The sequence below is a fragment of the Amycolatopsis sp. CA-128772 genome (assembly GCF_002904295.1).
GTDB lineage: Bacteria > Actinomycetota > Actinomycetes > Mycobacteriales > Pseudonocardiaceae > Amycolatopsis.
In genome coordinates this window covers 1-22,023 of record NZ_PPHG01000022.1, presented here as the reverse complement: position 1 = coordinate 22,023, position 22,023 = coordinate 1, and the positions used below count along the sequence as shown (strand labels likewise).

General features: G+C 72.0%; 35 protein-coding genes. 26 read left to right on the top strand and 9 right to left on the bottom strand.

Annotation, left to right across the window (positions count from 1 at the left end; all coding sequences use genetic code 11):
• The first annotated feature begins 60 nt into the window (after positions 1-60).
• A complete protein-coding gene (locus C2L59_RS08660; protein ID WP_103348988.1) occupies positions 61-1,578 on the top strand; it encodes an FAD-dependent monooxygenase in 1,518 nt (505 codons plus the stop codon).
• Between the two features lie 54 nt (positions 1,579-1,632).
• Here the strand turns inward: C2L59_RS08660 and dmpG are convergent, their stop codons facing one another.
• Genes dmpG through C2L59_RS08645 form a run of 3 tightly spaced genes read right to left on the bottom strand, consistent with a single transcriptional unit; the run spans position 1,633 to position 4,779 of the window.
• A complete protein-coding gene (gene dmpG, locus C2L59_RS08655) occupies positions 1,633-2,664 on the bottom strand; it encodes a 4-hydroxy-2-oxovalerate aldolase (protein ID WP_103348987.1) in 1,032 nt (343 codons plus the stop codon).
• A complete protein-coding gene (locus tag C2L59_RS08650) occupies positions 2,661-3,560 on the bottom strand; it encodes an acetaldehyde dehydrogenase (acetylating) (protein ID WP_103348986.1) in 900 nt (299 codons plus the stop codon). The genes dmpG and C2L59_RS08650 overlap by 4 nt, the downstream gene beginning before the upstream one ends.
• Positions 3,484-4,779 (bottom strand): MFS transporter, encoded by a 1,296-nt coding sequence (locus C2L59_RS08645; protein ID WP_103349184.1) that lies wholly within the window; start codon positions 4,777-4,779, stop codon positions 3,484-3,486. Before C2L59_RS08645 ends, C2L59_RS08650 begins: the two co-directional genes overlap by 77 nt.
• 149 nt (positions 4,780-4,928) lie before the next feature.
• Here C2L59_RS08645 and C2L59_RS08640 point away from each other — a divergent pair, with 149 nt between their 5' ends.
• A complete protein-coding gene (locus C2L59_RS08640) occupies positions 4,929-5,144 on the top strand; it encodes a hypothetical protein (RefSeq protein WP_103349183.1) in 216 nt (71 codons plus the stop codon).
• Between the two features lie 86 nt (positions 5,145-5,230).
• Here the strand turns inward: C2L59_RS08640 and C2L59_RS08635 are convergent, their stop codons facing one another.
• Positions 5,231-5,797 (bottom strand): helix-turn-helix domain-containing protein, encoded by a 567-nt coding sequence (locus C2L59_RS08635; protein WP_103348985.1) that lies wholly within the window; start codon positions 5,795-5,797, stop codon positions 5,231-5,233.
• Positions 5,798-5,815: 18 nt separating this feature from the next.
• On the opposite strand from C2L59_RS08635, the gene C2L59_RS08630 reads away from it, so the two are divergent.
• Entirely contained in the window at positions 5,816-6,304 is a 489-nt protein-coding gene (locus C2L59_RS08630; RefSeq protein WP_103348984.1) for a GNAT family N-acetyltransferase, read from the top strand.
• On the opposite strand, the gene C2L59_RS08625 is transcribed toward C2L59_RS08630, so the two are convergent.
• The gene (locus tag C2L59_RS08625; RefSeq protein WP_103348983.1) at positions 6,301-6,885 is read right to left on the bottom strand and encodes a helix-turn-helix domain-containing protein; all 585 of its coding nucleotides are present in this window, start codon (positions 6,883-6,885) and stop codon (positions 6,301-6,303) included. The genes C2L59_RS08630 and C2L59_RS08625 overlap by 4 nt on opposite strands.
• A gap of 77 nt (positions 6,886-6,962) precedes the next feature.
• Here C2L59_RS08625 and C2L59_RS08620 point away from each other — a divergent pair, with 77 nt between their 5' ends.
• From C2L59_RS08620 to C2L59_RS08610, 3 genes are all read left to right on the top strand, one after another.
• Positions 6,963-7,904 carry an NAD(P)/FAD-dependent oxidoreductase gene (locus tag C2L59_RS08620; RefSeq protein WP_103348982.1) on the top strand — a complete coding sequence of 314 codons (942 nt, stop codon included), beginning with the start codon at positions 6,963-6,965 and terminating at the stop codon, positions 7,902-7,904.
• Positions 7,905-7,944: 40 nt separating this feature from the next.
• Entirely contained in the window at positions 7,945-8,400 is a 456-nt protein-coding gene (locus C2L59_RS08615) for a group II truncated hemoglobin (RefSeq protein ID WP_103348981.1), read from the top strand.
• A 160-nt stretch (positions 8,401-8,560) separates the two neighbouring features.
• Positions 8,561-9,136, top strand: a complete 576-nt coding sequence (locus tag C2L59_RS08610) for a TIGR03086 family metal-binding protein (protein WP_103348980.1) — start codon at positions 8,561-8,563, stop codon at positions 9,134-9,136.
• Here the strand turns inward: C2L59_RS08610 and C2L59_RS08605 are convergent.
• Entirely contained in the window at positions 9,099-9,992 is an 894-nt protein-coding gene (locus C2L59_RS08605) for an NAD-dependent protein deacetylase (RefSeq protein WP_103348979.1), read from the bottom strand. The two genes, C2L59_RS08610 and C2L59_RS08605, sit on opposite strands and share 38 nt — an antisense overlap.
• Positions 9,993-10,121: 129 nt before the next feature.
• Between C2L59_RS08605 and C2L59_RS08600 the strand changes: the two genes are divergently transcribed.
• The 4 genes from C2L59_RS08600 to C2L59_RS08590 all read left to right on the top strand — a co-directional run bounded on the left by C2L59_RS08600 (position 10,122) and on the right by C2L59_RS08590 (position 12,694).
• Positions 10,122-10,421 carry a hypothetical protein gene (locus C2L59_RS08600; protein WP_103348978.1) on the top strand — a complete coding sequence of 100 codons (300 nt, stop codon included), beginning with the start codon at positions 10,122-10,124 and terminating at the stop codon, positions 10,419-10,421.
• Positions 10,422-10,490: 69 nt separating this feature from the next.
• Entirely contained in the window at positions 10,491-10,709 is a 219-nt protein-coding gene (locus tag C2L59_RS46965) for a hypothetical protein (RefSeq protein WP_146060294.1), read from the top strand.
• Positions 10,706-12,277 (top strand): recombinase family protein, encoded by a 1,572-nt coding sequence (locus C2L59_RS08595; protein WP_146060293.1) that lies wholly within the window; start codon positions 10,706-10,708, stop codon positions 12,275-12,277. Before C2L59_RS46965 ends, C2L59_RS08595 begins: the two co-directional genes overlap by 4 nt.
• A 216-nt stretch (positions 12,278-12,493) precedes the next feature.
• Positions 12,494-12,694 (top strand): hypothetical protein, encoded by a 201-nt coding sequence (locus C2L59_RS08590; RefSeq protein ID WP_103348976.1) that lies wholly within the window; start codon positions 12,494-12,496, stop codon positions 12,692-12,694.
• Here C2L59_RS08590 and C2L59_RS08585 read toward each other — a convergent pair.
• Positions 12,691-13,209 (bottom strand): hypothetical protein, encoded by a 519-nt coding sequence (locus C2L59_RS08585; RefSeq protein WP_103348975.1) that lies wholly within the window; start codon positions 13,207-13,209, stop codon positions 12,691-12,693. The two genes, C2L59_RS08590 and C2L59_RS08585, sit on opposite strands and share 4 nt — an antisense overlap.
• A 192-nt stretch (positions 13,210-13,401) precedes the next feature.
• On the opposite strand from C2L59_RS08585, the gene C2L59_RS08580 reads away from it, so the two are divergent.
• The 16 genes from C2L59_RS08580 (at position 13,402) to C2L59_RS08515 (ending at position 21,229) form a co-directional block, all read left to right on the top strand.
• Positions 13,402-13,689 carry a helix-turn-helix domain-containing protein gene (locus C2L59_RS08580; protein WP_103348974.1) on the top strand — a complete coding sequence of 96 codons (288 nt, stop codon included), beginning with the start codon at positions 13,402-13,404 and terminating at the stop codon, positions 13,687-13,689.
• Positions 13,690-13,782: 93 nt separating this feature from the next.
• On the top strand, positions 13,783-13,941 hold the full coding sequence (locus tag C2L59_RS47385) for a hypothetical protein (protein ID WP_158263030.1): 159 nt from the start codon (positions 13,783-13,785) through the stop codon (positions 13,939-13,941).
• Positions 13,938-14,123 carry a hypothetical protein gene (locus C2L59_RS08575; protein ID WP_103348973.1) on the top strand — a complete coding sequence of 62 codons (186 nt, stop codon included), beginning with the start codon at positions 13,938-13,940 and terminating at the stop codon, positions 14,121-14,123. The genes C2L59_RS47385 and C2L59_RS08575 overlap by 4 nt, the downstream gene beginning before the upstream one ends.
• 79 nt (positions 14,124-14,202) lie before the next feature.
• Positions 14,203-14,907 (top strand): hypothetical protein, encoded by a 705-nt coding sequence (locus C2L59_RS08570; protein ID WP_103348972.1) that lies wholly within the window; start codon positions 14,203-14,205, stop codon positions 14,905-14,907.
• Positions 14,904-16,007 (top strand): recombinase RecT, encoded by a 1,104-nt coding sequence (locus C2L59_RS08565; protein ID WP_103348971.1) that lies wholly within the window; start codon positions 14,904-14,906, stop codon positions 16,005-16,007. The genes C2L59_RS08570 and C2L59_RS08565 overlap by 4 nt, the downstream gene beginning before the upstream one ends.
• On the top strand, positions 16,004-16,411 hold the full coding sequence (locus C2L59_RS08560; RefSeq protein ID WP_103348970.1) for a hypothetical protein: 408 nt from the start codon (positions 16,004-16,006) through the stop codon (positions 16,409-16,411). Before C2L59_RS08565 ends, C2L59_RS08560 begins: the two co-directional genes overlap by 4 nt.
• Positions 16,408-16,806 (top strand): hypothetical protein, encoded by a 399-nt coding sequence (locus C2L59_RS08555; protein WP_233223349.1) that lies wholly within the window; start codon positions 16,408-16,410, stop codon positions 16,804-16,806. Before C2L59_RS08560 ends, C2L59_RS08555 begins: the two co-directional genes overlap by 4 nt.
• Positions 16,803-17,516: a hypothetical protein gene (locus C2L59_RS08550; protein ID WP_146060292.1), complete on the top strand. Its 714-nt coding sequence runs from the start codon at positions 16,803-16,805 to the stop codon at positions 17,514-17,516. Before C2L59_RS08555 ends, C2L59_RS08550 begins: the two co-directional genes overlap by 4 nt.
• Before the next feature lie 3 nt (positions 17,517-17,519).
• Complete coding sequence (locus tag C2L59_RS08545) at positions 17,520-18,320, top strand: hypothetical protein (protein WP_103348968.1); 801 nt, start codon at positions 17,520-17,522, stop codon at positions 18,318-18,320.
• On the top strand, positions 18,313-18,543 hold the full coding sequence (locus C2L59_RS46960; protein WP_146060291.1) for a hypothetical protein: 231 nt from the start codon (positions 18,313-18,315) through the stop codon (positions 18,541-18,543). The genes C2L59_RS08545 and C2L59_RS46960 overlap by 8 nt, the downstream gene beginning before the upstream one ends.
• Positions 18,536-18,739, top strand: coding sequence for a hypothetical protein (locus C2L59_RS08540; protein WP_103348967.1), 204 nt, complete (start codon positions 18,536-18,538; stop codon positions 18,737-18,739). Before C2L59_RS46960 ends, C2L59_RS08540 begins: the two co-directional genes overlap by 8 nt.
• Positions 18,736-18,918 (top strand): hypothetical protein, encoded by a 183-nt coding sequence (locus C2L59_RS08535; protein WP_103348966.1) that lies wholly within the window; start codon positions 18,736-18,738, stop codon positions 18,916-18,918. The genes C2L59_RS08540 and C2L59_RS08535 overlap by 4 nt, the downstream gene beginning before the upstream one ends.
• Entirely contained in the window at positions 18,915-19,523 is a 609-nt protein-coding gene (locus C2L59_RS08530) for a hypothetical protein (protein ID WP_103348965.1), read from the top strand. The genes C2L59_RS08535 and C2L59_RS08530 overlap by 4 nt, the downstream gene beginning before the upstream one ends.
• Complete coding sequence (locus tag C2L59_RS08525; RefSeq protein ID WP_146060290.1) at positions 19,517-19,882, top strand: hypothetical protein; 366 nt, start codon at positions 19,517-19,519, stop codon at positions 19,880-19,882. The genes C2L59_RS08530 and C2L59_RS08525 overlap by 7 nt, the downstream gene beginning before the upstream one ends.
• A 17-nt stretch (positions 19,883-19,899) precedes the next feature.
• Positions 19,900-20,295, top strand: coding sequence for a hypothetical protein (locus C2L59_RS08520; protein WP_103348963.1), 396 nt, complete (start codon positions 19,900-19,902; stop codon positions 20,293-20,295).
• A 118-nt stretch (positions 20,296-20,413) separates the two neighbouring features.
• A complete protein-coding gene (locus C2L59_RS08515; RefSeq protein ID WP_103348962.1) occupies positions 20,414-21,229 on the top strand; it encodes a hypothetical protein in 816 nt (271 codons plus the stop codon).
• Positions 21,230-21,326: 97 nt separating this feature from the next.
• Here the strand turns inward: C2L59_RS08515 and C2L59_RS08510 are convergent, their stop codons facing one another.
• Positions 21,327-21,530 carry a hypothetical protein gene (locus tag C2L59_RS08510; protein WP_103348961.1) on the bottom strand — a complete coding sequence of 68 codons (204 nt, stop codon included), beginning with the start codon at positions 21,528-21,530 and terminating at the stop codon, positions 21,327-21,329.
• A 30-nt stretch (positions 21,531-21,560) separates the two neighbouring features.
• Positions 21,561-22,023, bottom strand: a 463-nt coding sequence (locus tag C2L59_RS08505) for a DUF5753 domain-containing protein (RefSeq protein ID WP_233223347.1), incomplete at its 5' end; no start/stop codon positions are given.

Genomic DNA, 22,023 nt, shown 5'->3' with positions numbered 1-22,023 from the left:
GAGAGTATAGACCGGGCTCAAAGTTTGACTCGGTAAAAGTTTCCGGGCATCATCGGACCCATGAACAGGGATGTGGTGATCTCCGGGGGCGGACCGGTCGGCTTGATGCTGGCCTGTGAACTGCGGCTGGCGGGCGTCGATGTGCTCGTCGTCGAACGGCTGGCCGAACCGGACCAGACGATCAAGGCCGGGTCGGTGAACCTGACCACGGCCGAAGCCTTCTACCGGCGGGGGCTGCTGCCCGCCATGGACGAGGTGGTCCAGCAGAACTTCGCGCAGATCCAGAAGTTCCTCGAGTCACGCGGGGCGGGCGGGCCCAAGGGCGCCGTCCCGGTGGGGCACTTCGCCGGGATCATGGTCGCCTCGACCGGGGTGGACTTCGACGACGCCGACTTCCGGGACGTCGGGCCCGCCGCGCGGGTGGTCGTCATCCAGCAGCAGGCCGTCGAGGCGATCCTGGCCGGACGCGCCACCGAGCTGGGGGTCGAGATCCGGCGTGGTGTCGAGCTCGCCGGGTTCGACGCCGACGACAGCGGGGTGACCGTGCACCTCGGGGACGGCCAATCCGTGCGGACCGGCTGGCTCGTCGGGGCCGATGGTGGGCGGAGCCGGGTGCGCAAGCTGGCCGGCTTCGAATTCCCCGGGACCGATCCCGCCATCACCGGGCGGCAGGCGATGGCCGAGCTCACCGGCACCGAGGTGCTGCCCGGCGGCTGGCAGCACGGCGACGGCGGCCTCTACGTCCACGGCCCGATGCCCGGCCGGTTCCTCACCGTCGAGTTCGACGGGCCGCCCGCGGACCGGGACGCGCCGATCACCGCGCAGGAGCTCGAAGACAGCTTCCGGCGGGTCTCCGGCGCGGACGTCCGGGTGACGAAGGTCCACAGCGCGACGCGCTTCACCGACAACGCGCGCCAGGCGGCCACCTACCGGCTGGGCCGCGTGCTGCTGGCCGGCGACGCCGCGCACGTCCACTCCCCCTTCGGCGGGCAGGGGCTCAACCTCGGCATCGGCGACGCCGTCAACCTGGGCTGGAAGCTCGCCGCGACCATCCGGGGGTGGGCGCCCGAGGGGCTGCTCGACAGCTACACGACCGAGCGTCACCCGATCGGCGAGTGGGTGCTCGAATGGACCCGCGCGCAGGTCGCGCTGATGCGCAGCGACGTCCGGACGAAGGCGCTGCGCCGGGTCGTCGACGACCTGCTGCACACCGGTGACGGCGCGACGTACCTGGCGAAGAAGCTGTCCGGAGTGCTGCACCGCTACCCGATCGAAGGCGAGCACGACCTCACCGGCCGCGCGGCGCCCGACTTCGCCCTCGCCGATGGCACCCGCCTCGGCGAGCACCTCCACGACGGCCACGCGCTCCTGCTGGACCTGGCCGAGAGCGCCGAGCTGCGGGAGGCGGCGGCGGGCTGGGCGGGCCGCGTGAACGTGCTGACCGCCAAGAGCGTCGGCGACCCGGCCCCGACGGGCGTGCTGGTCCGGCCGGACGGTCACATCGCCTGGGCCCGCGACGACGGTTCGGCGGACGGCCTCGACGCCGCGTTGCGCCGGTGGTTCGGCGAACCCGCGTGACGCCGGGGGCGCGCCGGGCTCCCGGCGCGCCCCCCAGCCGGGCGGCGACCCCGGCTAGCCCGATTTCTCCGCGGCCAGCTGCACCGCGACGTCGATGATCATGTCCTCCTGGCCGCCGACCAGCGCGAGTTCGCCGCAGCGGCGCAGGATCGCCTGCGCCGGGACGCCGTACCGCTCCGCCGCGCGCTCCGCGTGCAGCAGGAAGCTCGAATAGACACCGGCCCAGCCCTGCACGATCGCGTTGCGGTCCAGCTTCGGCCAGCGGTGCAGGTACGGGCGCACGACCTCCTCGGCCGCGTCGAGCAACGCGCCGACGTCGAGGCCCGTGGCGATCTCCAGGCGGTCGAACACCGCCGCCAGGACCTCGGTCGGCGAATTGCCGGCGCCGGCGCCGAGCGCGCACAGCGACCCGTCGATGTACCGGACGCCGGCCTCGTACGCCAGCACCGAGTTCGCCACGCCGAGCGAGAGGTTCTGGTGCCCGTGGTAGCCGACCCACGCCGTGTCGCCGACCTCCGCGACCAGCGCTTCGAACCGGGCGCGGGCTTCGTGCATCAGCAGCGCCCCCGCCGAGTCCGTCACGTACGCCGTCTGACAGCCCGCGTCCACCATGATCCGGGCCTGCTTGGCCAGGTCCTCCGGCGGTGTCCGGTGCGCCATCATCAGGAAGCCGGCCGTCTCCATCCCGAGCTCGCGCGCCAGGCCGAAGTGCTGCGGCGACACGTCGGCTTCGGTGCAGTGCGTAGCCACGCGGACCATCTCCGCGCCCGCGTCGAACGCGCGCCGCAGGTCTTCCGCCGTCCCGATGCCCGGCACGAGCAGCACCGCGATCTTCGCCTGCTTCGCCTCTTCGCGCGCCGCCGCGATCAACCGGAGCTCGTCGACGGCGGAAAAGCCGTAGGTGAACGACGATCCGCCGAGGCCGTCGCCGTGGGTCACCTCGATCACCTCGGCACCCGCGCGGTCGAGCGCGCGGACCGTGTCCCGCACCTGCCGCTCGGTGAAGCGGTGGGCCATCGCGTGGCTGCCGTCGCGCAACGTGGTGTCGACGATCCGGACGTCGTGGCGCAGTTCCGGCCGCGTCATGCGGAAACCTCCTGCTTCGCGCGCGCCACCAGCTCGCCGACCCGGGCGGCCGCGGCGGTCATGATGTCCAGGTTGCCGGCGTACTCCGGCAGGTAGTCGCCGTTGCCGCGGACCTCCAGGAAGATCCCGACCCGCGCGTTGCCGTCCCACTCCTCGCGCGCGTCGTCGAACTGCGGATCCGCCCGCAGCCGGTAGCCGGGCACGTACTTCCGGACCTCGGCCACCATTTCGTGGATCGACGCGGTGACGGCGTCGCGGTCGGCGTCGAGGCCGATCGCGCAGAACACCGTGTCCCGCATGATCATCGGCGGCTCGACCGGGTTGAGGATGATGATCGCCTTGCCGCGGCCGGCCCCGCCGATCCCGGCCACCGCCTGCGACGTCGTGACCGTGAATTCGTCGATGTTCGCCCGCGTCCCCGGGCCCGCGCCGCGCGAAGCCACCGACGCGACGATCTCCGCGTACGGCACCGGCGTCACCCGGGAAACCGCGTACACCATCGGAATCGTGGCCTGGCCACCACAGGTGATCATCGAAACGTTCGGGGCGTCGAGGTGCGCCCCGAGGTTCACCGGCGGGCACACCATCGGCCCGAGGTGCGCCGGGGTCAGGTCGATCGCCTGAATGCCGGCTTCCTCGTACCGCGGGGCGTTCGCGACGTGCGCCTTCGCCGACGTCGCCTCGAACACCAGCTCCGGCAGGGGATCCTGGCGCAGCAGCCAGTCGACGCCGCCGGCGGACGCCGCGATCCCCTGCGCGCGGGCGCGGTCGAGGCCGTCCGATTCGACCACGCCGGCCACGTAGCCGACTTCGAGCACGTCACTGCGTCGCAGCTTCGCCAGCAGATCGGTGCCGATGTTGCCGGGGCCGACGATCGCCGCCATCACGGGAGCCATGCCCGGAACCGTCGCACCGCGCCGTCCGCCCGGGACAGCCTGGTGTTCCGGCCAGCGGAACGCCGACCTGCTCGGTCGGGCCGGGCCGGGCCGGGCCGGCGGTGCGGCGCGCGCCCTGGATCACCGCCGCGGCCAGCAGGGCGGTCACGCCCCCGAAGGTCATGACGGCCGGGAGCGACACGGCGTCGACGACGAACCCGCCGGCCAGCGCCCCGGCCGAGAGCGTGGCCTGGAAGGACGCCGTGAACAGGACGGTGGCCGCCTCGGGGGCGTCGGGCGCTTCGCGCGCGAACCACGCCTGCGAGCTGACCGGCACCGCGCCGTAGGCCACGCCCCACACGACGAGCGTGACGAGGGCGCCGGCCGGCCCGGTGTGCGGCAGGACGAAGACCGCTGCCGCGATCAGCGTCGCCGCGACGGCGAAGGTGGCCCGGTGCCGCCCGGCCAGGAAGGTGCCCGCGATCCCGGCGGCACCGTACGCCAGCAGGTAGGCGCTGAGAAGTTCCGGCCGGACGATGTCCCGCAGCACCGGCGTGACGTAGGTGTAGGTGCCGAAGTGGGCCAGGACCACGAGGAAGGTCACGATAAGTCCACTTCGGACACCTCGGCGCCGCAGCAGTCCACTCAGGACAGTCAGGCGCGTGACCTGTGTGGCCGGCAGGGACGGTGTGCAGAGGACGAGCGCGGCGGCGGTGCCGAGGCTCAGCAGGCCGAGCAGGAGGAACGTCGTCCGCCAGCCCGCGAGCTGCCCGGCGAGGGTGCCCAGCGGCACGCCCAGCACCGAGCCGAGCGGCACGGCGGCGAAGATGACCGCGGTCGCCCGCGCGGCGGCCGCCGTCCCGACGAGGCGGGGCGCCAGACCGGCGCCGATCGACCAGAAGCCGCCGATCACGACGCCCACGAGGAGCCGGGCGAGCAGCAGGACCCAGAACGCGGGCGCGGCGGCGGCGAGCACGCCGGCCGCCGCGAGCAGGACCAGCAGGCCGGCCAGCATCGGGCGCCGGTCGAACCGGCCGGTCGCGACGGTGACCACCGGCGCGGCCACCGCGGCGGCGAAACCGGGCACGGTCATCGTCCAGCCGGCGGTGCCCGCCGGGACGCCGAACGTCGCCGCGATCGGCGTCAGCAGCCCGATCGGCAGGATTTCGGTGGTGACGATGAGGAAAATGCCGGTGGTGACCGCGAAAACCGCGGACCACCGGGGCGGGGAGGCGTTCATGGTGCCCCAGTGAACCGGGGCCGGCGCGCCCGGTCTGGCGGGTTTGCGACAGCTCCGTCGCCGGCGCGGGGTCACGGCGGATTCCCGCCGGTTTGATCGACTCCGGATCGGGGCAGTTCCGGAAAAGCAACCCGATCGAGGAGGTTTCGATGGCCGAACGGCGTTGGCACTTCATCCCGACCACGGCTTCGCTGTGCTGGTTGTACCTGGGCGTGGGAGCGATTCTTCTCGTCTCCAGCATCGTCACGCTGACCGGCACGGACGGCCGCGCGCCCGTCCTGACGGTGATCGCCGCGGCGGCGGCGGTCGGCCTGATCGCGCTGTCCGTGGTCGGCCTGGCCCGCCCGAAGCTGCGCGGCCGCTGAGCCGAGCCGGCCGGGTCCCGCGGCGGGATCCGGCCGGAAGTCCCTGCAGCTCCTGGTGATCAGCCGAGGGCAGCTGATCGGATGAGTCAAGCCGTACGCGGCCGCATGATCAGGGCCGCCACGTGGTACACGCACGGCTCGTCGCCGCGGTTGGCGTAGGAATGCGGTGCGTCGGCGGGAAAGTACGTCGAATCGCCCGCCGCCAGGGTGTACTCCGCCTCGCCGACACCGAAACACAGCTCGCCCGCCTCGACGGCGACGAACTCGTGCGAACCCGGGGCGTACGCCGGGAAAGTGCCCGCGTCGCAGTGCGGGGGCAGGGTGGTGCGGATCCACTCGAAGTTGACGCCGGGGACGACCGGCGTCAGGACCGTGCGGTGCCAGCCACCGGGTTCGGCGATGTGGTCCTGCTCCGCCGCGCGGCGGACGATCACCCGGTCGGCCTCCAGGTCGGTGAGCAGCCGGGAGACCGACAGCCCGAGGCCGTCGGCGATCCGGGACAGCACCACGACCGTCGGCGTCTTCTCGCCGCGCTCGATGGCCGACAGCATGCTGACGCTGACCCCGGCCCGCCCGGCCAGCGCCGTCAGCGCGAGGCCGCGGCCGGCACGCAGTTCGTGCAGGCGGCGGCCGAGCATCACCGGATCAATCATTCCTCTATAATACCGACCATGTCCACTATAGCGGAAGCGACGGAGGCGGACGCCGAAGGCATTGCCGCCGTCTTCGCGCCGTACGTCACCGATTCCGTCGTCACGTTCGAGACCACACCGCCGACCGCCGGGCAGTGGCGCACGAAGATCCGCGCGAGCGCGTGGCCGTTCCTGGTCCTCACCGGTGAAGGCGGAATCCTCGGCTACGCGCTGGCCACGCCGTGGCGGCCGAAGCCGGCGTACCGGTACTCGGTGGAGTCGACGATCTACCTCGCCGCGAAGGCGGCCGGGCGCGGCCACGGGCGCCGGCTGCTCGACGAACTGCTGACGCGCTGCGAGAAAGCCGGGGCGCGGCAGGCGATCGCCGTCGTCGTCGACTCCGGCAATCCGGCGTCACGGCGGCTGCACGCGGCGGCGGGGTTCACCGAGGCCGGCGTGCTGCGCCGCGTCGGCTTCAAGCACGACCGCTGGCTCGACACCCTGCTGATGCAGCGCGAACTGGGCTAACGCGACTTCGCCCGCAGGTGCAGCCGCTCCCCCTGCTTGCCGAACAGGCTGAGGATCTCGGCCGGCCGGCCGGCCGCGCCGAACCAGTGCGGGAGCCGCGTGTCGAACTCCGCCGCCTCGCCCGGGCCCAGCGTCATGTCCCGGTCGGCGAGGACCAGCCGCAGCCGGCCCGACAGGACGTACAGCCACTCGTACCCCTCGTGGACCTGCGGGTCGGGTTCGCCCGTCTCCGGCTCGAGGATCATCTTGAACGCCTGGGGCGCGCCCGGCTGGCGGGTGAGCGGCAGCACCGTCATCGCCGCGCCGTTGTGGCGCGGGATGCGGCGGGCGGTCAGCCGGACCCGCGGGTCGCCGACCTCCGGCGCGCCGACCAGCTCGTCGAGGGGCACCTGGTGGGCCTGGGCGATCGGCAGCAGCAGCTCCAGGCTGGGCTTGCGCTGGCCCGACTCCAGCCGGGACAGCGTGCTCTTCGAAATGCCCGTCGCCGCCGACAGGTCGGCGAGGGTGACCCGCCGCTGCGTGCGGACCCGCTTGAGCCGGGGGCCGACCTCGGCCAGGGCCTGGGTGATCGCGTCCGTCATGGCTCCAGGAAACCCGCTCGTCCCGGAAACGGCAACATTAGTTGTCGGATTCGCGAAGGCGCGGCCATGGTGGCGGCATGACCGACAACAACAGCTTCGACGTACTGGTGGTGGGTGGCGGCGCCGCGGGACTCAGCGCCGCCCTGATGCTCGGCCGGGCGCGGCGGCGCGTCGCGGTCGTCGACGCCCGGGCCCCGCGCAACGCGCCGGCCTCGCACATGCACGGCTTCCTCTCCCGCGACGGCCTGCCGCCGTCCGAACTCCTGCAGATCGGCCGCGAAGAACTCCGCGGCTACGGCGTGGAACTGCTCGAAGACCGGGTGACCCGGCTCGAACCCGGCTTCACGGCCGAGCTGGCGGGCGGCCGCGTGCTGACCGCCCGGCGCGTCCTGGTCGCCACCGGCGTCCACGACGACCTGCCGGACCTGCCCGGCCTACGCGAAAGCTGGGGCACCGACGCGGTGACCTGCCCCTACTGCCACGGCTACGAGGTGCGCGACCAGCCCCTCGGCGTCCTCGGCACCGAACCGGCGAGCGTCGAGCACGCCCTGCTGGTCCGCCAGTGGTCGCCGGACGTCGTCTACTTCGCGCACACCACCGAAGTGTCCGAAGAGGACCGGGACCGGCTCGACGCGCGCGGGATCCGGGTGGTCGACGGGCTCGTGACCGCGCTCAGGCGCGAAGCCGGCCACCTCGCCGGCGTCGAGCTCGGCGCCCGGTTCGTGCCGCGGACGGCGCTGTTCCTGCGCACCCGGACCGTCCCGCACGACGAACTCCTGCGCGGCCTCGGCCACCTCGAAGGCGACGTCGATCCGTCGGGCAAGACGAGCGTGCCGGGCGTGTGGGCGGCGGGCAACGTCGTCGACGCGCGGGCGACCGTGATCATCGCCGCGGCCCAGGGCGCGGCCGCCGCCGGGGCGCTCAACCACGACCTCGTCGCCGAGGACGTCCGGCGGGCGGTCGACGCGCTCGCCGGGTTCTCCCCCGCCGCGGAACGCGCGGCCGCCGGGGCACGCTGACGTCCTGGCGTCCGGCGGCCCGGCGTGCCAGGCTCGGCGGATGCGCCCGACGCTGTACGAATTCGCCGGCGGCGACCCCGCGTTCCGCGGGCTGGCCGCCGCCCACCACCGGCGCTGCCTGGCCGATCCGGAGCTGAATCACCCGTTCTCGAAACGCGACCAGCACCCGCGGCACGTCGAGCGGCTGGCCTGGTACTGGGCCGAGGTGATGGGCGGCCCGCCGCGGTTCTCCGCGGAGTGCAGCGACCACTCGGCGATGCTCCGGATGCACGCCGGCAACGGCGACATGAGCGACCTCGGGCGCCGGTTCGTCGCCTGCTTCGTCCAGGCCGCCGACGACGCCGGCCTGCCGGCCGATCCGGAGTTCCGCGCGGCCCTGCGGGCCTACATGGAGTGGGCGGTGGCCGAGGTCCTGACCTACCCGGGCCCACCCGGCGAGGTGCCCGCCGGGCTGGCCGTGCCGCACTGGTCGTGGTCCGGGTTGCAGCCGTTGTAACGACCGGGGCGATCCCCGCGTCTTGCAGGCGACGACCGGCTGTGGAGGTCCGTCGCCAGAGCCGGTCCGGACGGGTTCCCCCCACCCGCCCGGACCGGCTCGCCCACGACGTCCGATCTCCGCGAGCGCCGGCGCGCCGCCCCGGGCCAGACTGGCCGCCATGCTCCTCGACCGCTTCCTCCTCGCTTCCCGGGGCTTCGAACGCCACCTCCGCGCCGTGCCGCCGGACGGCTGGAACGCGCCGACGCCCTGCCCCGAATGGGACGTGCGGGCGCTGGTCAACCACATGACCCGCGGCAACCTCAACTACGTCGGCCTGCTCCGCGGGGCCGGCCGGGAGGAATTCCTCGCCCTGCGCGACGAAGACGCGCTCGGGGCCGACCCCGTCGCCGCCTTCACCGGCTCGGTCCGGGCCTGCGCGGCCGCCTTCGCCGAGGAAGGCGCGCTGGACCGCGTCGTCGACTACCCGCTCGGCAAGCTCACCGGACGGCGGGCCCTGGCCGTGCGCACCACCGACAGCGTCGTGCACACCTGGGACCTCGCCCGCGCGCTCGGCGCCCGCGAGACGCTCGACCCGGACCTGGTCGCGTGGATCGACGAGGACTACGACGCAATCTTCGCGGGGCTGGCCCTGAATTCGCGGGTCTTCGCCGAGCCGCCGCCCGCGGCGCCCGGCGCGTCCCGCCAGGACCGGCTGCTCACGCGGTTCGGCCGCGACCCTCGCCGAGCCGGCTGACCAGCTCGGTCAGCGCGGGCCCGAGCGGCCGGTCGACCCGCACGGACGCGTACCGGTCACCGCGGGTTTCGCCGCGGTTGACGATCACCACCGCCTTGCCCGCGTTCGCCGCGTGCCGGACGAACCGGAGCCCGGACATCACGGTCAGGGACGAGCCCAGCACCAGCAGCGCCGCCGCGTCGTCGACCAGGCGGTAGCACTGCTCGACCCGCGGCCGCGGCACGTTCTCGCCGAAGAACACGACGTCCGGTTTCAGGACGCCGGCGCACGCCTCGCACGGGACCGGCCGGAAGCCGCGCACGACGTCGGCGGGCAGCTCGACGTCGCCGTCCGGGTTGATCCGGGTGGCCGCGCCGGTGAAGCCGGGGTTGGCCGCGCGCAGCCGCCGGTCCAGCTCCGCCCGCGGGCTCGTGCGGCGGCAGCCGAGGCAGACGACGCGGTCCAGGCTGCCGTGCAGCTCGACCGCGTCCGTGGTGCCGGCCGCCTGGTGCAGGCCGTCGACGTTCTGCGTGATGACGCCACCGACGAACCCGCCTTCGCGCAGGGCGGTCACGGCGCGGTGGCCGTCGTTGGGGTCGGCGCGGGCGATCGTGCGCCAGCCGAGGTGGCTGCGCGCCCAGTACCGTTGCCGCCCTTCGGCGCTGGTGACGAACTCGTCGTAGGTCATCGGCGTGTGCCGGCGCAGGCTGCCGCTTTCGCCGCGGTAGTCGGGGATCCCGGATTCGGTGGACAGCCCGGCCCCGCTGAGCACGGCCACCCCGCCGCGCGCGACGACACCGATCAGCTCGTCGAGGCTGGACGTCCGCGGCAGCGGCGCATCCGCCGACGTCCAGGAGAGGGTGGGCCGGGTCCGCACCAGGCCAGGGTACGTGGCTGTCCCGGCTCGCGGACGGGTGACGCTGAGCTTCGACCGTGTCACATTCCGCTCACCGGCCCCCCGACATGCGATACACCGGAAGTTCGACTGGTCTGCGGGGGTAGGGCGATGGTCGACGAACCGGAGCACGAGCACGGCACGAGGTCGGTGACCAACGAGCTACCGGGCACCGTGGCGGGTTCCGTCGTGCAGGCGGGCTCGATCCGGCAGCTGGTGCTTTCCGCACCCGCCCCCCGGGAAAAGCTGCCGGTGCCCCGGCTGCTGCCGCCGGCGGTGCGGGACTTCGCCGGCCGGGACGACCAGCTCGGCCGGCTGGACGAACTCCTCGACGAGGACCGCCCGGCCGCGACCGTGATTTCGGCGGTCGACGGCACCGCCGGCGTCGGCAAGTCGAACCCCGGAATCTGACACACACTGGATCTTATGCCCGATGAGATCACTCGCACACAGCATAACCGCAGTTCACAGCCTTGCGCCGTGGACCCTGCCGACGCCCTAACCAGTGCAGACACCCCCGACGCTGACCAGTCCTGTTCACTCGTCGCCGCGTTGCTCGCCGACCACTTCGCGGCGAACGAGCGGGCGGCGTCCGCGGACACCGCCCGCCGCGGACGGCTCGCGTGGGACGCGAACCGCGAGCAGTGGAGCACGCGCGCTCGGTGCGCGCTGCTGCGCCGGAACGGGGGCCAGGCGTGAGGAACAGCCGAGCACTGAAAGCCGTCACCGAGCCCGTTCTCTGCGTTCTCTATCTGCGGTTGTCCGACCTGCGTGACGACGACCTTGACGCCGACGGCGCGGGAAAGACGTTCGCGGCGCGCGAGCAGGACTTGCGCGACGAAGCCGATGACCTGAATTGGACCGTGGTTGACGTCATCGTTGAGAACGACGTCACGAGCCGGGACGGAAAGCACCGACCGGCGAGCGCGTTTAAGCGGCGCATGGTCGACTTGCCCGACGGAACCCGCGGGCTCCGCACGATCCGACCCGGCTTTCGGAAGATCCTCCAGCACTTTCAGAACGGAACCGCTACCGGACTGCTCGCCGAAGACGGCGACCGGATCACTCGCGACGGGCGCGACGGCGAGGACTTGCTAGACCTGGTCGAAATGAAGCGGCTGAACGTCCGCACGTTGACGGGCGTTTGTAACCTGACCAACGGCGGCACCGACGCCGAGATCGGCTCGTTCCGCGACGCCGTCAACGCCGCGAATAAGGAAGCGCGCAAGATGCGGGCACGAGCCAAGCGCGGACGCCGACGCAAGGCGAAAGCCGGCGAGTTCGGCGGGGGACCGCGGCCGTTCGGGTTCGACGCCGACGGGCTCACGAAGCGGTGGGATGAGTGCCTGGTCGTGGCCATCGCGTCGAAGCGCGTCGTTGACACCGACGGTCGGAAGCGGCCGGGCGAGAAGCTCGATTCTCTGCGGCTGCTCGCCGCCGAGCTGCGCGACGCCGGCGTACCGACGGTCAAGGGTGGGAAGTGGTCCGCCGAGACGCTGCGGGACATCCTGCTCCGCCCGCGCAACGCCGGGATCATGGTTCACGACCGCGCGGAGATCGGGACGGCGCCGTGGTCACCGATCGTGCCCGTCGAGACGTTCAGGGCCGTTCAGCGCATCTTGACGGACCCGTCTCGGCGGAACGGTCCCGGCGCCGCGCCGAAGTGGTTCGGAAGCGGGATCTACCGGTGCGGCAAGTGCAACGACGGCACCACGATGCAAGTCACCCTCGCCGGCCGCGCCCCGCGGTACACGTGCAAGGCAACCAACCACCTTGCGCGGAACCTCGCGCACACCGACGCCTACGTTGAGGCGCTGATCGTGGAGCGGCTCTCCCGACCGGACGCCGCCGCGTTGTTCGCGCCGGCGGCGCCGAGCATCGACGTTGCGGCGCTGCGCGCGGAAGCTCAGGCAATCCGGGTGAACCTGAACGGGCTCGCGACCGATCTCGCGCTGAATCGCCTCACGCGTGAACAGGTCTTCACGGCGACCGAAGCCGGCCGGGCTCGGCTCGACGAGATTGACGGGCTCGTCACGGCCACCGTCGGCGACTCGCCGGCGGCGCAGGTGATCCGGGCGCCCGATGTGGGCGCGGCGTTCGCCGTGCTCCCGCTCGGCGTGCGGCGCGCGATCCTGCGCGAGCTGTGCACCGTGACGATTCTCCCGGCGACTAAGCGGGGAAGCGGATTCGACCCGCGGTCTGTGCTCGTGCTGCCCGTGCGGCCGACGCAGCTCGACGAGCCGCCGGCGCACGCCGAAGCGGCGTAGCCCCCTTCCCTGTCCGCCGACTCAACGCCGGGCTCACCCGTTCGGGTGGGACCCGGCGTTTTTTTCTTTGGACGCAAGGGAGTTCGGTAACGCTGTTCAGGTTTCGTCGCGGTTCGGGGTGTTGCGTGGCGTTGCGTGCGACCGCGTCGACGGGCGTCGTCGAGCAGCTCGGCGGCGCCTTGCCGGGCGTCGGCGCCAGCCGGTACGAACGGCGTCATGTCTCGCACCGCGGAGCAACCGCACGAACCGGCGCAGCCGGCCGGCGAGCCCGCCGCCACCGTGCCGGCCGGTCCGCTCGCCGGCGAGACGCTGCGCGAGTACGTCGCGCGCGCCGTCGACGGCTGGCCGCCGTTCACGCAGGACCAGCGCGAGCAGCTCGCCGCGCTGCTCAGCGCGCCGGCGCTCGTGCGCCGCTAAGCCGTCCCGCCGCCGGCCATCTCGCGCGAGATCTTCTCGCCCATGCGTTCCGCGGCCGGCCGCACCGCTTCCCGCCGGTCGCTCAGGATCTTGTCCAGCTCGGCGAGCCGCCCGGCGCGGTCGTCTAAGCGCGCTTTCAGCTCGGCAGTCACCGCGTCGAACAGCGCGAGCAACTGCGCATCGCTCAGCGCGACGGCGTCGACCGTCTCGGGCGCGGGGAGCTTGCCGTCCCGCGGCGCGACTTCGGCGAGCGCGGCGACGAGCCGCGCGGCGGCGTTCGACGACGTCGGCGCGTTCTTCACCAGCTCAGGCAGTAGCTCGAACGTCTTCGCGACGCCGTCGTACGTCTTCGGCTTGACCCGCTCGCCGTTCTCTACGTTGCTCCAGCTTCGGACGTCGACACGGCCGGCTTTCGCCGCTCCCGCAACGCTGAGCCCCATCCGGTTTCGAGCCGCGCACACGGCCTTGCCGATCGTCGCGAGCACGTCGGCTTGTGCCGGTTCCGTCGCCGTCATGTGTCGCAGTCTGCCGAGTCTTGCAACGTCATGCAACGGGACGCACCGCCGTGAGATTGACAGAACTCGCATCTACGCTGCGAAACTACACACATGTAACCGCATAACCGAGACATAATTGCAGGTCAGAGGGTGCACACGATGGCGTTGTTTGACGTTGCGTGAGCGCATAACGCGGCTAGAGTCCGTCGCATGACGCATGATCACGTACGCGGTGGGGGCGCCGCCGGCGACGTCGTCGAGCCGTCGCCGTGGCTCACGGCTGACCAGGCGGCCGTACGCGCCGGCCGGCACGTCGTGCGGGTCCGGGGGGCGCTCGCCGCCGGCGAGTTGCACGGACACCAGCGCACGAAAAAGGGGCGTTGGCGCGTGCACGTCGACGCCGTAGACGCGTGGGTGCGCGGCGACGAGCGCACGGCCGCGCGGGACTCCGAACGCGCGTGCGGCTGCAACCGCCGGCCGGCCCGCCGGTCCGCCTAGATCCCGTTCCCGAGCAACGAAAAGGCCGGGCGGCGTCTGCGACGGACCAACGCGCAGACGGCCGCCCGGCCGGCTCACGAGAGGACTAACCCTGTGAACGACCGCCATCGTATCCCGGACGGCGTCGAGCCGGGCACCGCCGAGCACCACGCCGCCGCGATCGTGCGACGGCTCGGCGACGACTTGAGCCGACGCCGCCGGCCGACGCGTCACGACGGCACGCAGGTTCGCCGGCCGGGGGCCGACCAGTGACCGCGCTCGCCGTCGTCGCGCTCGTCGCCATCCTCGCCGTGGTCGCCGCGCTCGTCGTCGCGACGCTCGTCGACGACCATTGGACGCCCGAACGGCCGGGCACTGACGAGCAGTGGCACGACCTTGCCGACGCGATGCGTCGATACCGCCGGCGCAAGTCGCGGGGGCACCGCCATGTCTAGGTTTGAACCGCCGGTCAAGCGCAAGAACCACGGCCGCGGACACAGCTACCAGGACGCGACCGGCGCGCGGATTCCCGGCGTGACAACGATCCTGGGCAACGGGTGCCCTAAGCCGGCGCTGATCGAGTGGTCCGCGCGGAAGACGATCGAGTACGCCGTTGACTACTGGGACGAGCTGGCCGCGCTCCCCGTGAGTGAGCGAATCCGTCGACTGTCTCGCGCCCGGTTCGAGCACCGCGACGCCGCCGCGCGCCGGGGCACCGAAGTGCACCAGCTCGGCGAGCGGCTCGCGACCGGCGAGACGGTTGACGTGCCCGACGCGCTCGCCGGCCACGTCGACGCGTACGTGTCCTTTCTGGACGCGTGGGACGTTCAGCCGATCGAGCTTGAGCGGGTCGCCGTGTCCTACCGGCACGGCTACGCCGGCACGTTCGACCTGATCGCCGAGCTTCGGCACCCGACCGTGCCGGGCCGGCGCGTCGTGTGGCTGCTCGATATCAAGACGACCGAATCCGGGGTGTACCCCGAGACGGCGCTACAGCTCGCCGCGTACCGGCACGCCGATTACTACGTCGACGCCGAGGGCATCGAACGGCCCATGCTGCCCGTCGAGCGCGTCGGCGTGGTGCACGTCCGCGGCGACGGCGCCGAGCTGGTGCCCGTCGTCGCCGGCCCGCTCGAACACCGCATTTTCCTTTACGTGCAACAGGTTGCCGCGTTCACCGGACTTGACCGGGATGAGCTGATCGGCGACCCCATCACCCCGCCTAGGGAGGCCGCGTGACCAGTCTCGCGACGTACGAAGCGCCGGCCGGCGCCGTCGAGCACCGGCCGGCCATGAACCCCGCTGACTCGTGGGTTCAGGTTCTCCGCCCGCTGCTTGAGTTGGCGGACACGGTCAAGGACACCGACTTTGTCCCGAAGGGACTGCGCGGCAACGGCCCGGCCGTCGCCGCGGCGATGCTCTACGGCCGCGAGTTGGGCATGGGGCCGCTTCGGAGTCTCCGCAGTGTCGTGATGATCGAAGGGACACCGACGCTCAAGGCCGAGCACATGCGCGCGATGGTGCTCGCGGCCGGCCATTCGATCGAGTGGCGCGAGAACACGCGCGCACGGTGCATCCTCGCCGGCCGCCGGCGCGGCGAGAAGAGCCCGACCGTCGTCGAATGGACGCTCCAGGACGCCCGTGACATGGGGCTTGCCCGGCGCCCGAACTGGGCGCGGATGCCCCGGCAGATGCTCGCGGCGCGAGCCACGGGCGAGCTGTGTCGGATGATCTTCGCCGACGTCATCGGCGGCGCGTACACCGAAGAGGAAGTGACCGACGGCGCTCCCGACGTCGAGCCGGCCGCCGACGTTGCCGTGCCGGCGCAGGCCACCCGACGCACCGCGCAGCGCCGCACGGCCGTCAAGCGCAAGCCGGCCGCCGAGCTGCCCGCCGGCGACGACGAGCGGCCGGCCGGCGAGTCGCAACCGCCGTTGCCCGGAGAGGACGAGCCGCCCGCCGACGGTGAGCGGCCGGCCGTAGACGAGCCCGCGGCCGACGAGCCGGCCGACGACGTGCATGACGCGGAAGTCGTCGACGAGCAGCCGCGCAACCCCAACGCGCCCGTCACCGAAGCGCAGCTCAAGCGGCTGCACACGTTCTTCACGACGCACAAGATCACCGACAAGCCGCGGAAGCTCCACATTGCCCGGCTGATCACCGGCCGGCACGACCTGGACTCGTCGACGCACCTGACGATCCGCGAAGCGAGCCAACTGATCGACACGCTCGCGCAGCTCGCCGACCAGGCCGGCGACGACTTCCCGGCCGCGCTCGACGCGCTCATGTCCGAATTGGACGCCCACGACACCGACGACACCGAGGACGGTGACCAGTGAGTATCAAGCTGTCTTCCGCCATGCCGGACGGCGAGCGCAACGGCCTTGCCGCCATCGCGCCGGCGCTCGTCGAAAACCCGAAGACGGTTCACGTCGCCGTGGTGCTGCTCGACTGCGTCAAGCGCGTCGAGTCGGTCGACTCGGGCGACGTGATCCCGACCGTCCGGCTTCGCGCTATCGAGCCGATCGCGGCGCACGAGACCGACGCCGCCGAGCTGCGGCGGCTGCTGCGTCGGGCGCACGAGCGCCGCACCGGCCGCGTTGAGTTGCCGCTCGGGCTCGAAGCCGAGTTGACGTCTCTCGGGCTCACCGTCGACGAGCCGGACGACGAGCCCGAGCCCGACGACGAGCCGGCCGGCGACGACCAGGCGGACGACGACCCGGCGGACGGGGGCGCGTGGTGACCGCGACACGGGCGTTTGGCTGCGAAGTGCTCGCCGACGAGCCGACGCCGTCGCCGATCTCGCAGCCGGGGGCGCCGGTCGTGTGGGCGCAGACGCGGACGTTGCTGCTCGACGACGAGAGCACCGCGTACGGCTGCGTGCACTGCGACTATGTGAGCCGGAACGTGCTCAGCATTCGGCCGCACCTGAGCAAGCACAAGCCGCGCGAGACTCGCCAGAACGGCCACGGGTCGAACGGGCACGCCGTCAACGGGAACGGGTCGGTTGCGGCGCTGCTCGCGCAGCTCGGCACGCTGAACGAAGTCACCAAGGATCGCGACCACTGGAAGACGCGCGCGTTGCGCGCTGAGCGGCTCGTTAAGGCCGTGCGGGACGCGGTCGGGGGTAAGGCGTGACCGCCGAGCCAATGAGCCCGTACGCGGCTCGCAAGGCCGCGCGGCTGCGTCTGCTGCGCGGCGAGTACGTGCACGTCGACGCCGACCCGGCTCGCACGCACGTGCGCCGGCTGCTCGCCGCGCACCTCCCGGCCCGGTCTGTGGCGCATGCCGCCGGCGTGTCCGCGGCGTTCGTCTGCGAGTTGGCGAACGGCCGATTTGCGCGCATCCGACCCGAGTTCGCTCGCGCGCTGCTCGCCGTCGGGTTCGAGCCGACGCCGACGCAGCGCACCGTCACGGGATGCGGGTTGGTGCGCCGCGTGCGCGCGCTCGCGGCCGTCGGCTGGTCGCTGGACTACCAGGCCGGCCGGCTCGGCATGGGGCACCCGTCGCACCTGAGCCGGCTCATGCGCGCGCCGACCGTGCGGTACGCGCGGTGGGCCGCCGGCGCCGAGCTGTACCGCGAGCACGTCGGCCGGCCCGGTCCCTGCGACCGGTCCCGCGGCTGGGCGCGCCGGCACGGCTGGGCGCCCCCGCAGGCGTGGCCGGCGCAGGCGCTCGACAACCCGCACGCGTGGCCCCGACTGCGTCCGTTGTGGACGCCGGCCGAGCTGATCGAGCCGGCCGCCGTCGACGCCGCGCGCGCCGGCGTCTTGCCGCTCGCGCAGCTCACCGACGCTGAGCGCGTGCACGTCGCCGCGCGGAACGCTTTGGAACGGAAGGGAGCGTGACGGGTGGCGGAGGACCCCCGGCCGTACATCCGGGTGCACATCGGAATGCCTGACCACCCGAAGGTGGAAGTCCTTTCGGATCGGGCGTACCGGGTGATCACTGCCCTGTGGTGCTGGTGCGCGGACAAGCGCACTGACGGCGTCGTGCGCCGGCCGAATTGGCGCAAGCGCGGCTTGACGCAGCGCATCCGGGATGAGCTGGTTTCGGCGGCGCTGCTCGAAGTCGTCGACGCCGACACGATCCAGGTTCACGACTACTTGGATTGGCAGCAGAGCGCCGAGCAGATCGCCGACGCGATCGCTCAGAAGCGTTCCGCGGGTGGGCTCGGCGGGCATAAGCGCTGGCACGCCGGCGCCGGCCGGTTCGACCCGACGTGCGTCCACTGTGTACGCGAGCGTTCGCGGGCGCCATCGCACCCGCCATTGCACCCGCCATCGCGGTCGGGATCGCGGATCGATAGCGGCGATATGCCAGATATAGAAGGAGAAGTAGAAGAAGAAGAGGGGGGCGCTTTAGACGGTGACCTCACCAGCGCGCGGCGCGCGCGAGCCGAGCCCCCCGCGACCGGCCCGCCGGCCGACCGATGCCCGCAACACCGCGACGTCGCCGGCGCCGTCCCACCGTGCGGCGCGTGCGCCGACGCCCGCAAGGCCGCCGAGCGACACGACGTCGAGCAAGCCGCCCGCGCCCGAGCCTGCCCGCTCTGCGACGGCGACGGGTTCCGATACGTGCCCGGCCGGCGCATCCCTATCACCCCGTACGAAAAGTGCGACCACCTTCCCCGGGAGGAACGACGTGCCTGACACGGAAACCATCGGACTTCCCTGCTTGGGCGGATGCGGAACCGAAGACAGCTTCCCCGTGCCGCTTCCGTTCTGCCGCAGGTGTTTCGAGCGGCTCCCGGAACCGCACCGCGCGATGCTGCGCACCGCCAACGAGACCCGTGACGGCGGTCTCCTGTACGCGGCTGTCCTCGAAGCCTTTACGTGGTCCTGGAACAACCCGCCGGACGGCGACGATGACTGACGAGCACCGGCCGCCGAACGCCGGCTATCCGCCGCTCGCCGTCATGCGCGCGACCGGCAAGTCCCGTCCGTGTTCGTGGTGCGGCGCCGAGACCGGCAAGTCGTGCCGAGCCGAGCGCGGCCGGGGTCCCGAGCTGGTGCATTTCGTCCACCCCGCACGGCTTCGCGCCGGCCGCACCGAACCGGAGAACCCGTGAAACTCATGCTGACCCCCACCGACGGCGGCGTGTTCGAGCCCGTCGAGCTGCGCGACCAGCTCGCGCTATGGGTGCGCGACGGCGCCCGCGGCAAGCTCACCGCGTCGTGCACGATCACCGGCAAGGTCAAAGCCGTACTGATCGAAACCGATGACGCCGTCCCGCCGGCGGCGCCGTGAGCGCCGTCGCCGTCATCGGCATAGACCCGTCCCTCACCCGGACGGGACTCGCTCGGCTCACCGTCGCGGACCCCCGACACGCGGCGGCGAGCCGAGCCGAGTCACCACGATGGACAGCCGAGACCGTCACCCGGCCGTCGGCCGGCCACACCAACGACACCGTCGAGCAGCGCAACGCGCGGCTCGGCGCGATCGCGCGCGACGTCGTCGCCTGGTCCACGCCGGCGACCCTGGTCGTCATCGAAGGGCCGTCGTACGGCTCGGCGTTCGCCGGCGCCGCATGGGACCGGGCCGGCTTGTGGTGGCACATCGTGTCGCGCGTCATCGCTCACGGCGTGCCCGTCGCCGTGGTCCCGCCGCGCACTCGCGCGAAGTGGGTCACGGGCAACGGCAACGCCGACAAACGCGCCGTGTACGACGCCGTCGCTCAACTGTGGGGCGGCTCGTGGTCGCCGAGCCGGCCCGGCGACGACAACGAAGCCGACGCGCTCGTACTCGCATCGATGGGCGTGCAGTGGCTCACCGGCGCGCTCCCGATCCAGCCCCAACCATCTCGCGCGCCGCTCGAACGGTGCCAGTGGCCCATGGAGGAAACCCGTTGCTAGAAGTCGACTTGCTGCGCGTGCGGAAGATCCTCGGGCGCAAACAGTGGAGCGCGCCCGAGCCGCTCTTGCCCTACGTGTGGGGGCTCAAGCACCTTGACGGCGACGGGTCCGTACTCGTCTCCGCCGCGCTCTGGGACGACGTCGTGTGGATACACGCGAGCATGACGCGCCGCGGGCGGGTCCCGGACTACGACGACCTGTGCCGGCTGCACCGCGCCGTGTTCGGCGACCGATGGGCCTACCACGTGTTCGCGCCGCCCGAAGCGCACGTGAACGAGCACGAATACGCGCTCCACCTGTGGGGCCGCACCGACGGCCGCAACGCCCTTCCCGACTTCGGCGCGACCGGAACCATCTAGCCCGAAAGGAAACCCCGATGAACGACGCCCCCCGACCGTCCACCGTCGACACCGTCGCGCGCACCCTGCGCCCCTCACGCCGGCCCGACGTCGCCGCCGGGCTCTTGCTCGGCGTGCTGCTCGTCGGCGAGCTGCCCGGCATCGACGCCGACCACCGTCGCGTGATCGGGCTCGCGATGCGTGACGCCGCGCTCGCCGTCCACCCCGAAGCTGACCGGGTGCTCGCCGAGCTGCTCGCCGCGCCGGCCGGCGAGTACGTCGACGAAGACGACTCGACGTGTTCCACCTGCGACGGCGACCCCGTCGACCGGATCGTTGCGCTCGGCGCCGAGCTGGACGCCGCCAACGCCCGATGCGACCGGCTCACCACCGAGCTTGCCGGCTACCGCCGGCGCGAAGCCGGCGCCGCATGAGCGAACCCGCTGAGTGCCCGGTCTGCGAAACCGAGCTGACCGACGAATCCGACTCGCCGCACTGGTGCTCGCCCGAGTGTCAAGAGGTCTGGCAAGACGACGAATGGAACGCCCCGGAATGACCGACTATCCGTGCACCGTCGAGCACTGCGACCGGCCCGCCGGCGCCGACGCGTTCGTGTGCCCCCGATGCACGAACGCCCTGTTCCGAGATCTCGTGTCCGTGCGGTGGCTCGTCGACCAGCTCGCCGTGACCCTCGCGCGGCTCGACCGGCTCGGCGGTCCCGCCGGCGCCGGCGACGGCGGCGAGCCGATGCCCGCGTACTACCCGGCCGTACAGGCGTTCTCAACGCTGCTGCACACCGTCCAACCGTGGGCTCACAGCGTCGCTGAGCGCACCCGTACGCCGCTCGCCGTCGCTAACCACCCGTGGCCGCTCGCGCGGTGGCTCGCCGGCAACGTGGACGCCGTCCGCGGGATGACCGACGGCGGACAGCTCGCCGGCGAGATCCGCTACGCCGTCACCGTCACCCGCGGCGTCATCGACCGGCCGCCGGACCTGTTCTACGCCGGCCCGTGCACGGCGTGCGGGGTTGACCTCTACTGCCACGCCGACAACCGCGGCCGGCCCGCTGTGGCCGTCATCCGGTGCCGCGGGTGCGGCGAGCAGTACGACACCGTCAAGCGGCGCGAATGGCTGCTCAACGCCGTTGAGGACCGGATCGCATCGCTGAGCGAAATCGCTCGCGCCGTGCCGGCCGTCGCCGGCCGGGAGATCCGGTTCGGCACCCTGCGCGTGTGGGTCAACCGCGGCCGGCTGGTGCCCCGCGCATGGCTGCACAACGGACAGGTCTACGCCCAACGGCAGAGCAGCAAGGACCGGCCGTTGTGCCGTATCGGAGACGTGCTCGATCTCATCGGCAAACACGACTAAACCGGGCATGGACGGCACACAGGCGTGGTCCAATATGACGCGAACGCGCCCCCCTGCACTCGTCGCAGGGGGGCGCGCTCGTCCGCGTGTTGACGTCCTAGCGCTGGTCGGGCACCGGGATGGCGCGCGACTTGACGCCGTCCACCAGGGCACGACCAATGCCCGGGGCGATGATGGCGGCGTTGTTCTTCCCGTCGCGAATCAGGTTGCCGTCGCCGCGAAGAAACACGCACTGCTGCTGATCGCTGAACGGCGACTTCACTTCCTTGTCGTCCGACCATGCGAAACCTGTTCCGGTCATTGCGTCCTCTCGATCCTCTTTCCTGTTCGACTAGAGCGAATCCCTAATCGACGCTATCAACGCGAGCGACTTGTCAGACTTCTCCGGCTCGTCGTCGACCGCGAGTTTCACCAGTTCGCCAACCGTACTCTCGTACGCCTCAACATCGAACCGCTCCGTAATGAACACCGAGCCGCGAAGGTGTTCGCAATACACGATCGGCGTGCGGTTCGCGAACCGGTAGAGATGGAACGGACCGTTAGACCCGTCGTGATAGTCAACGCCCAACTCAACAACCTTGATACGCAGGTTGGGCAACTCACGTTCGAGCTTGAGCAGCATGTCAAGCTGATCCCTCATCACCTCCGGCCCGCCGGTCATCGAACGCAAAGCACCCTCGCCGATGAGCGCGAGCATCTCAGGCGCGTTCCGACGCGTAAGCGCACGTCGACGACCAACCCGCAAGGTCACGCGCGCCTCAACCTCAGGATCGGGCAGCTTGCTAAGGGATGTC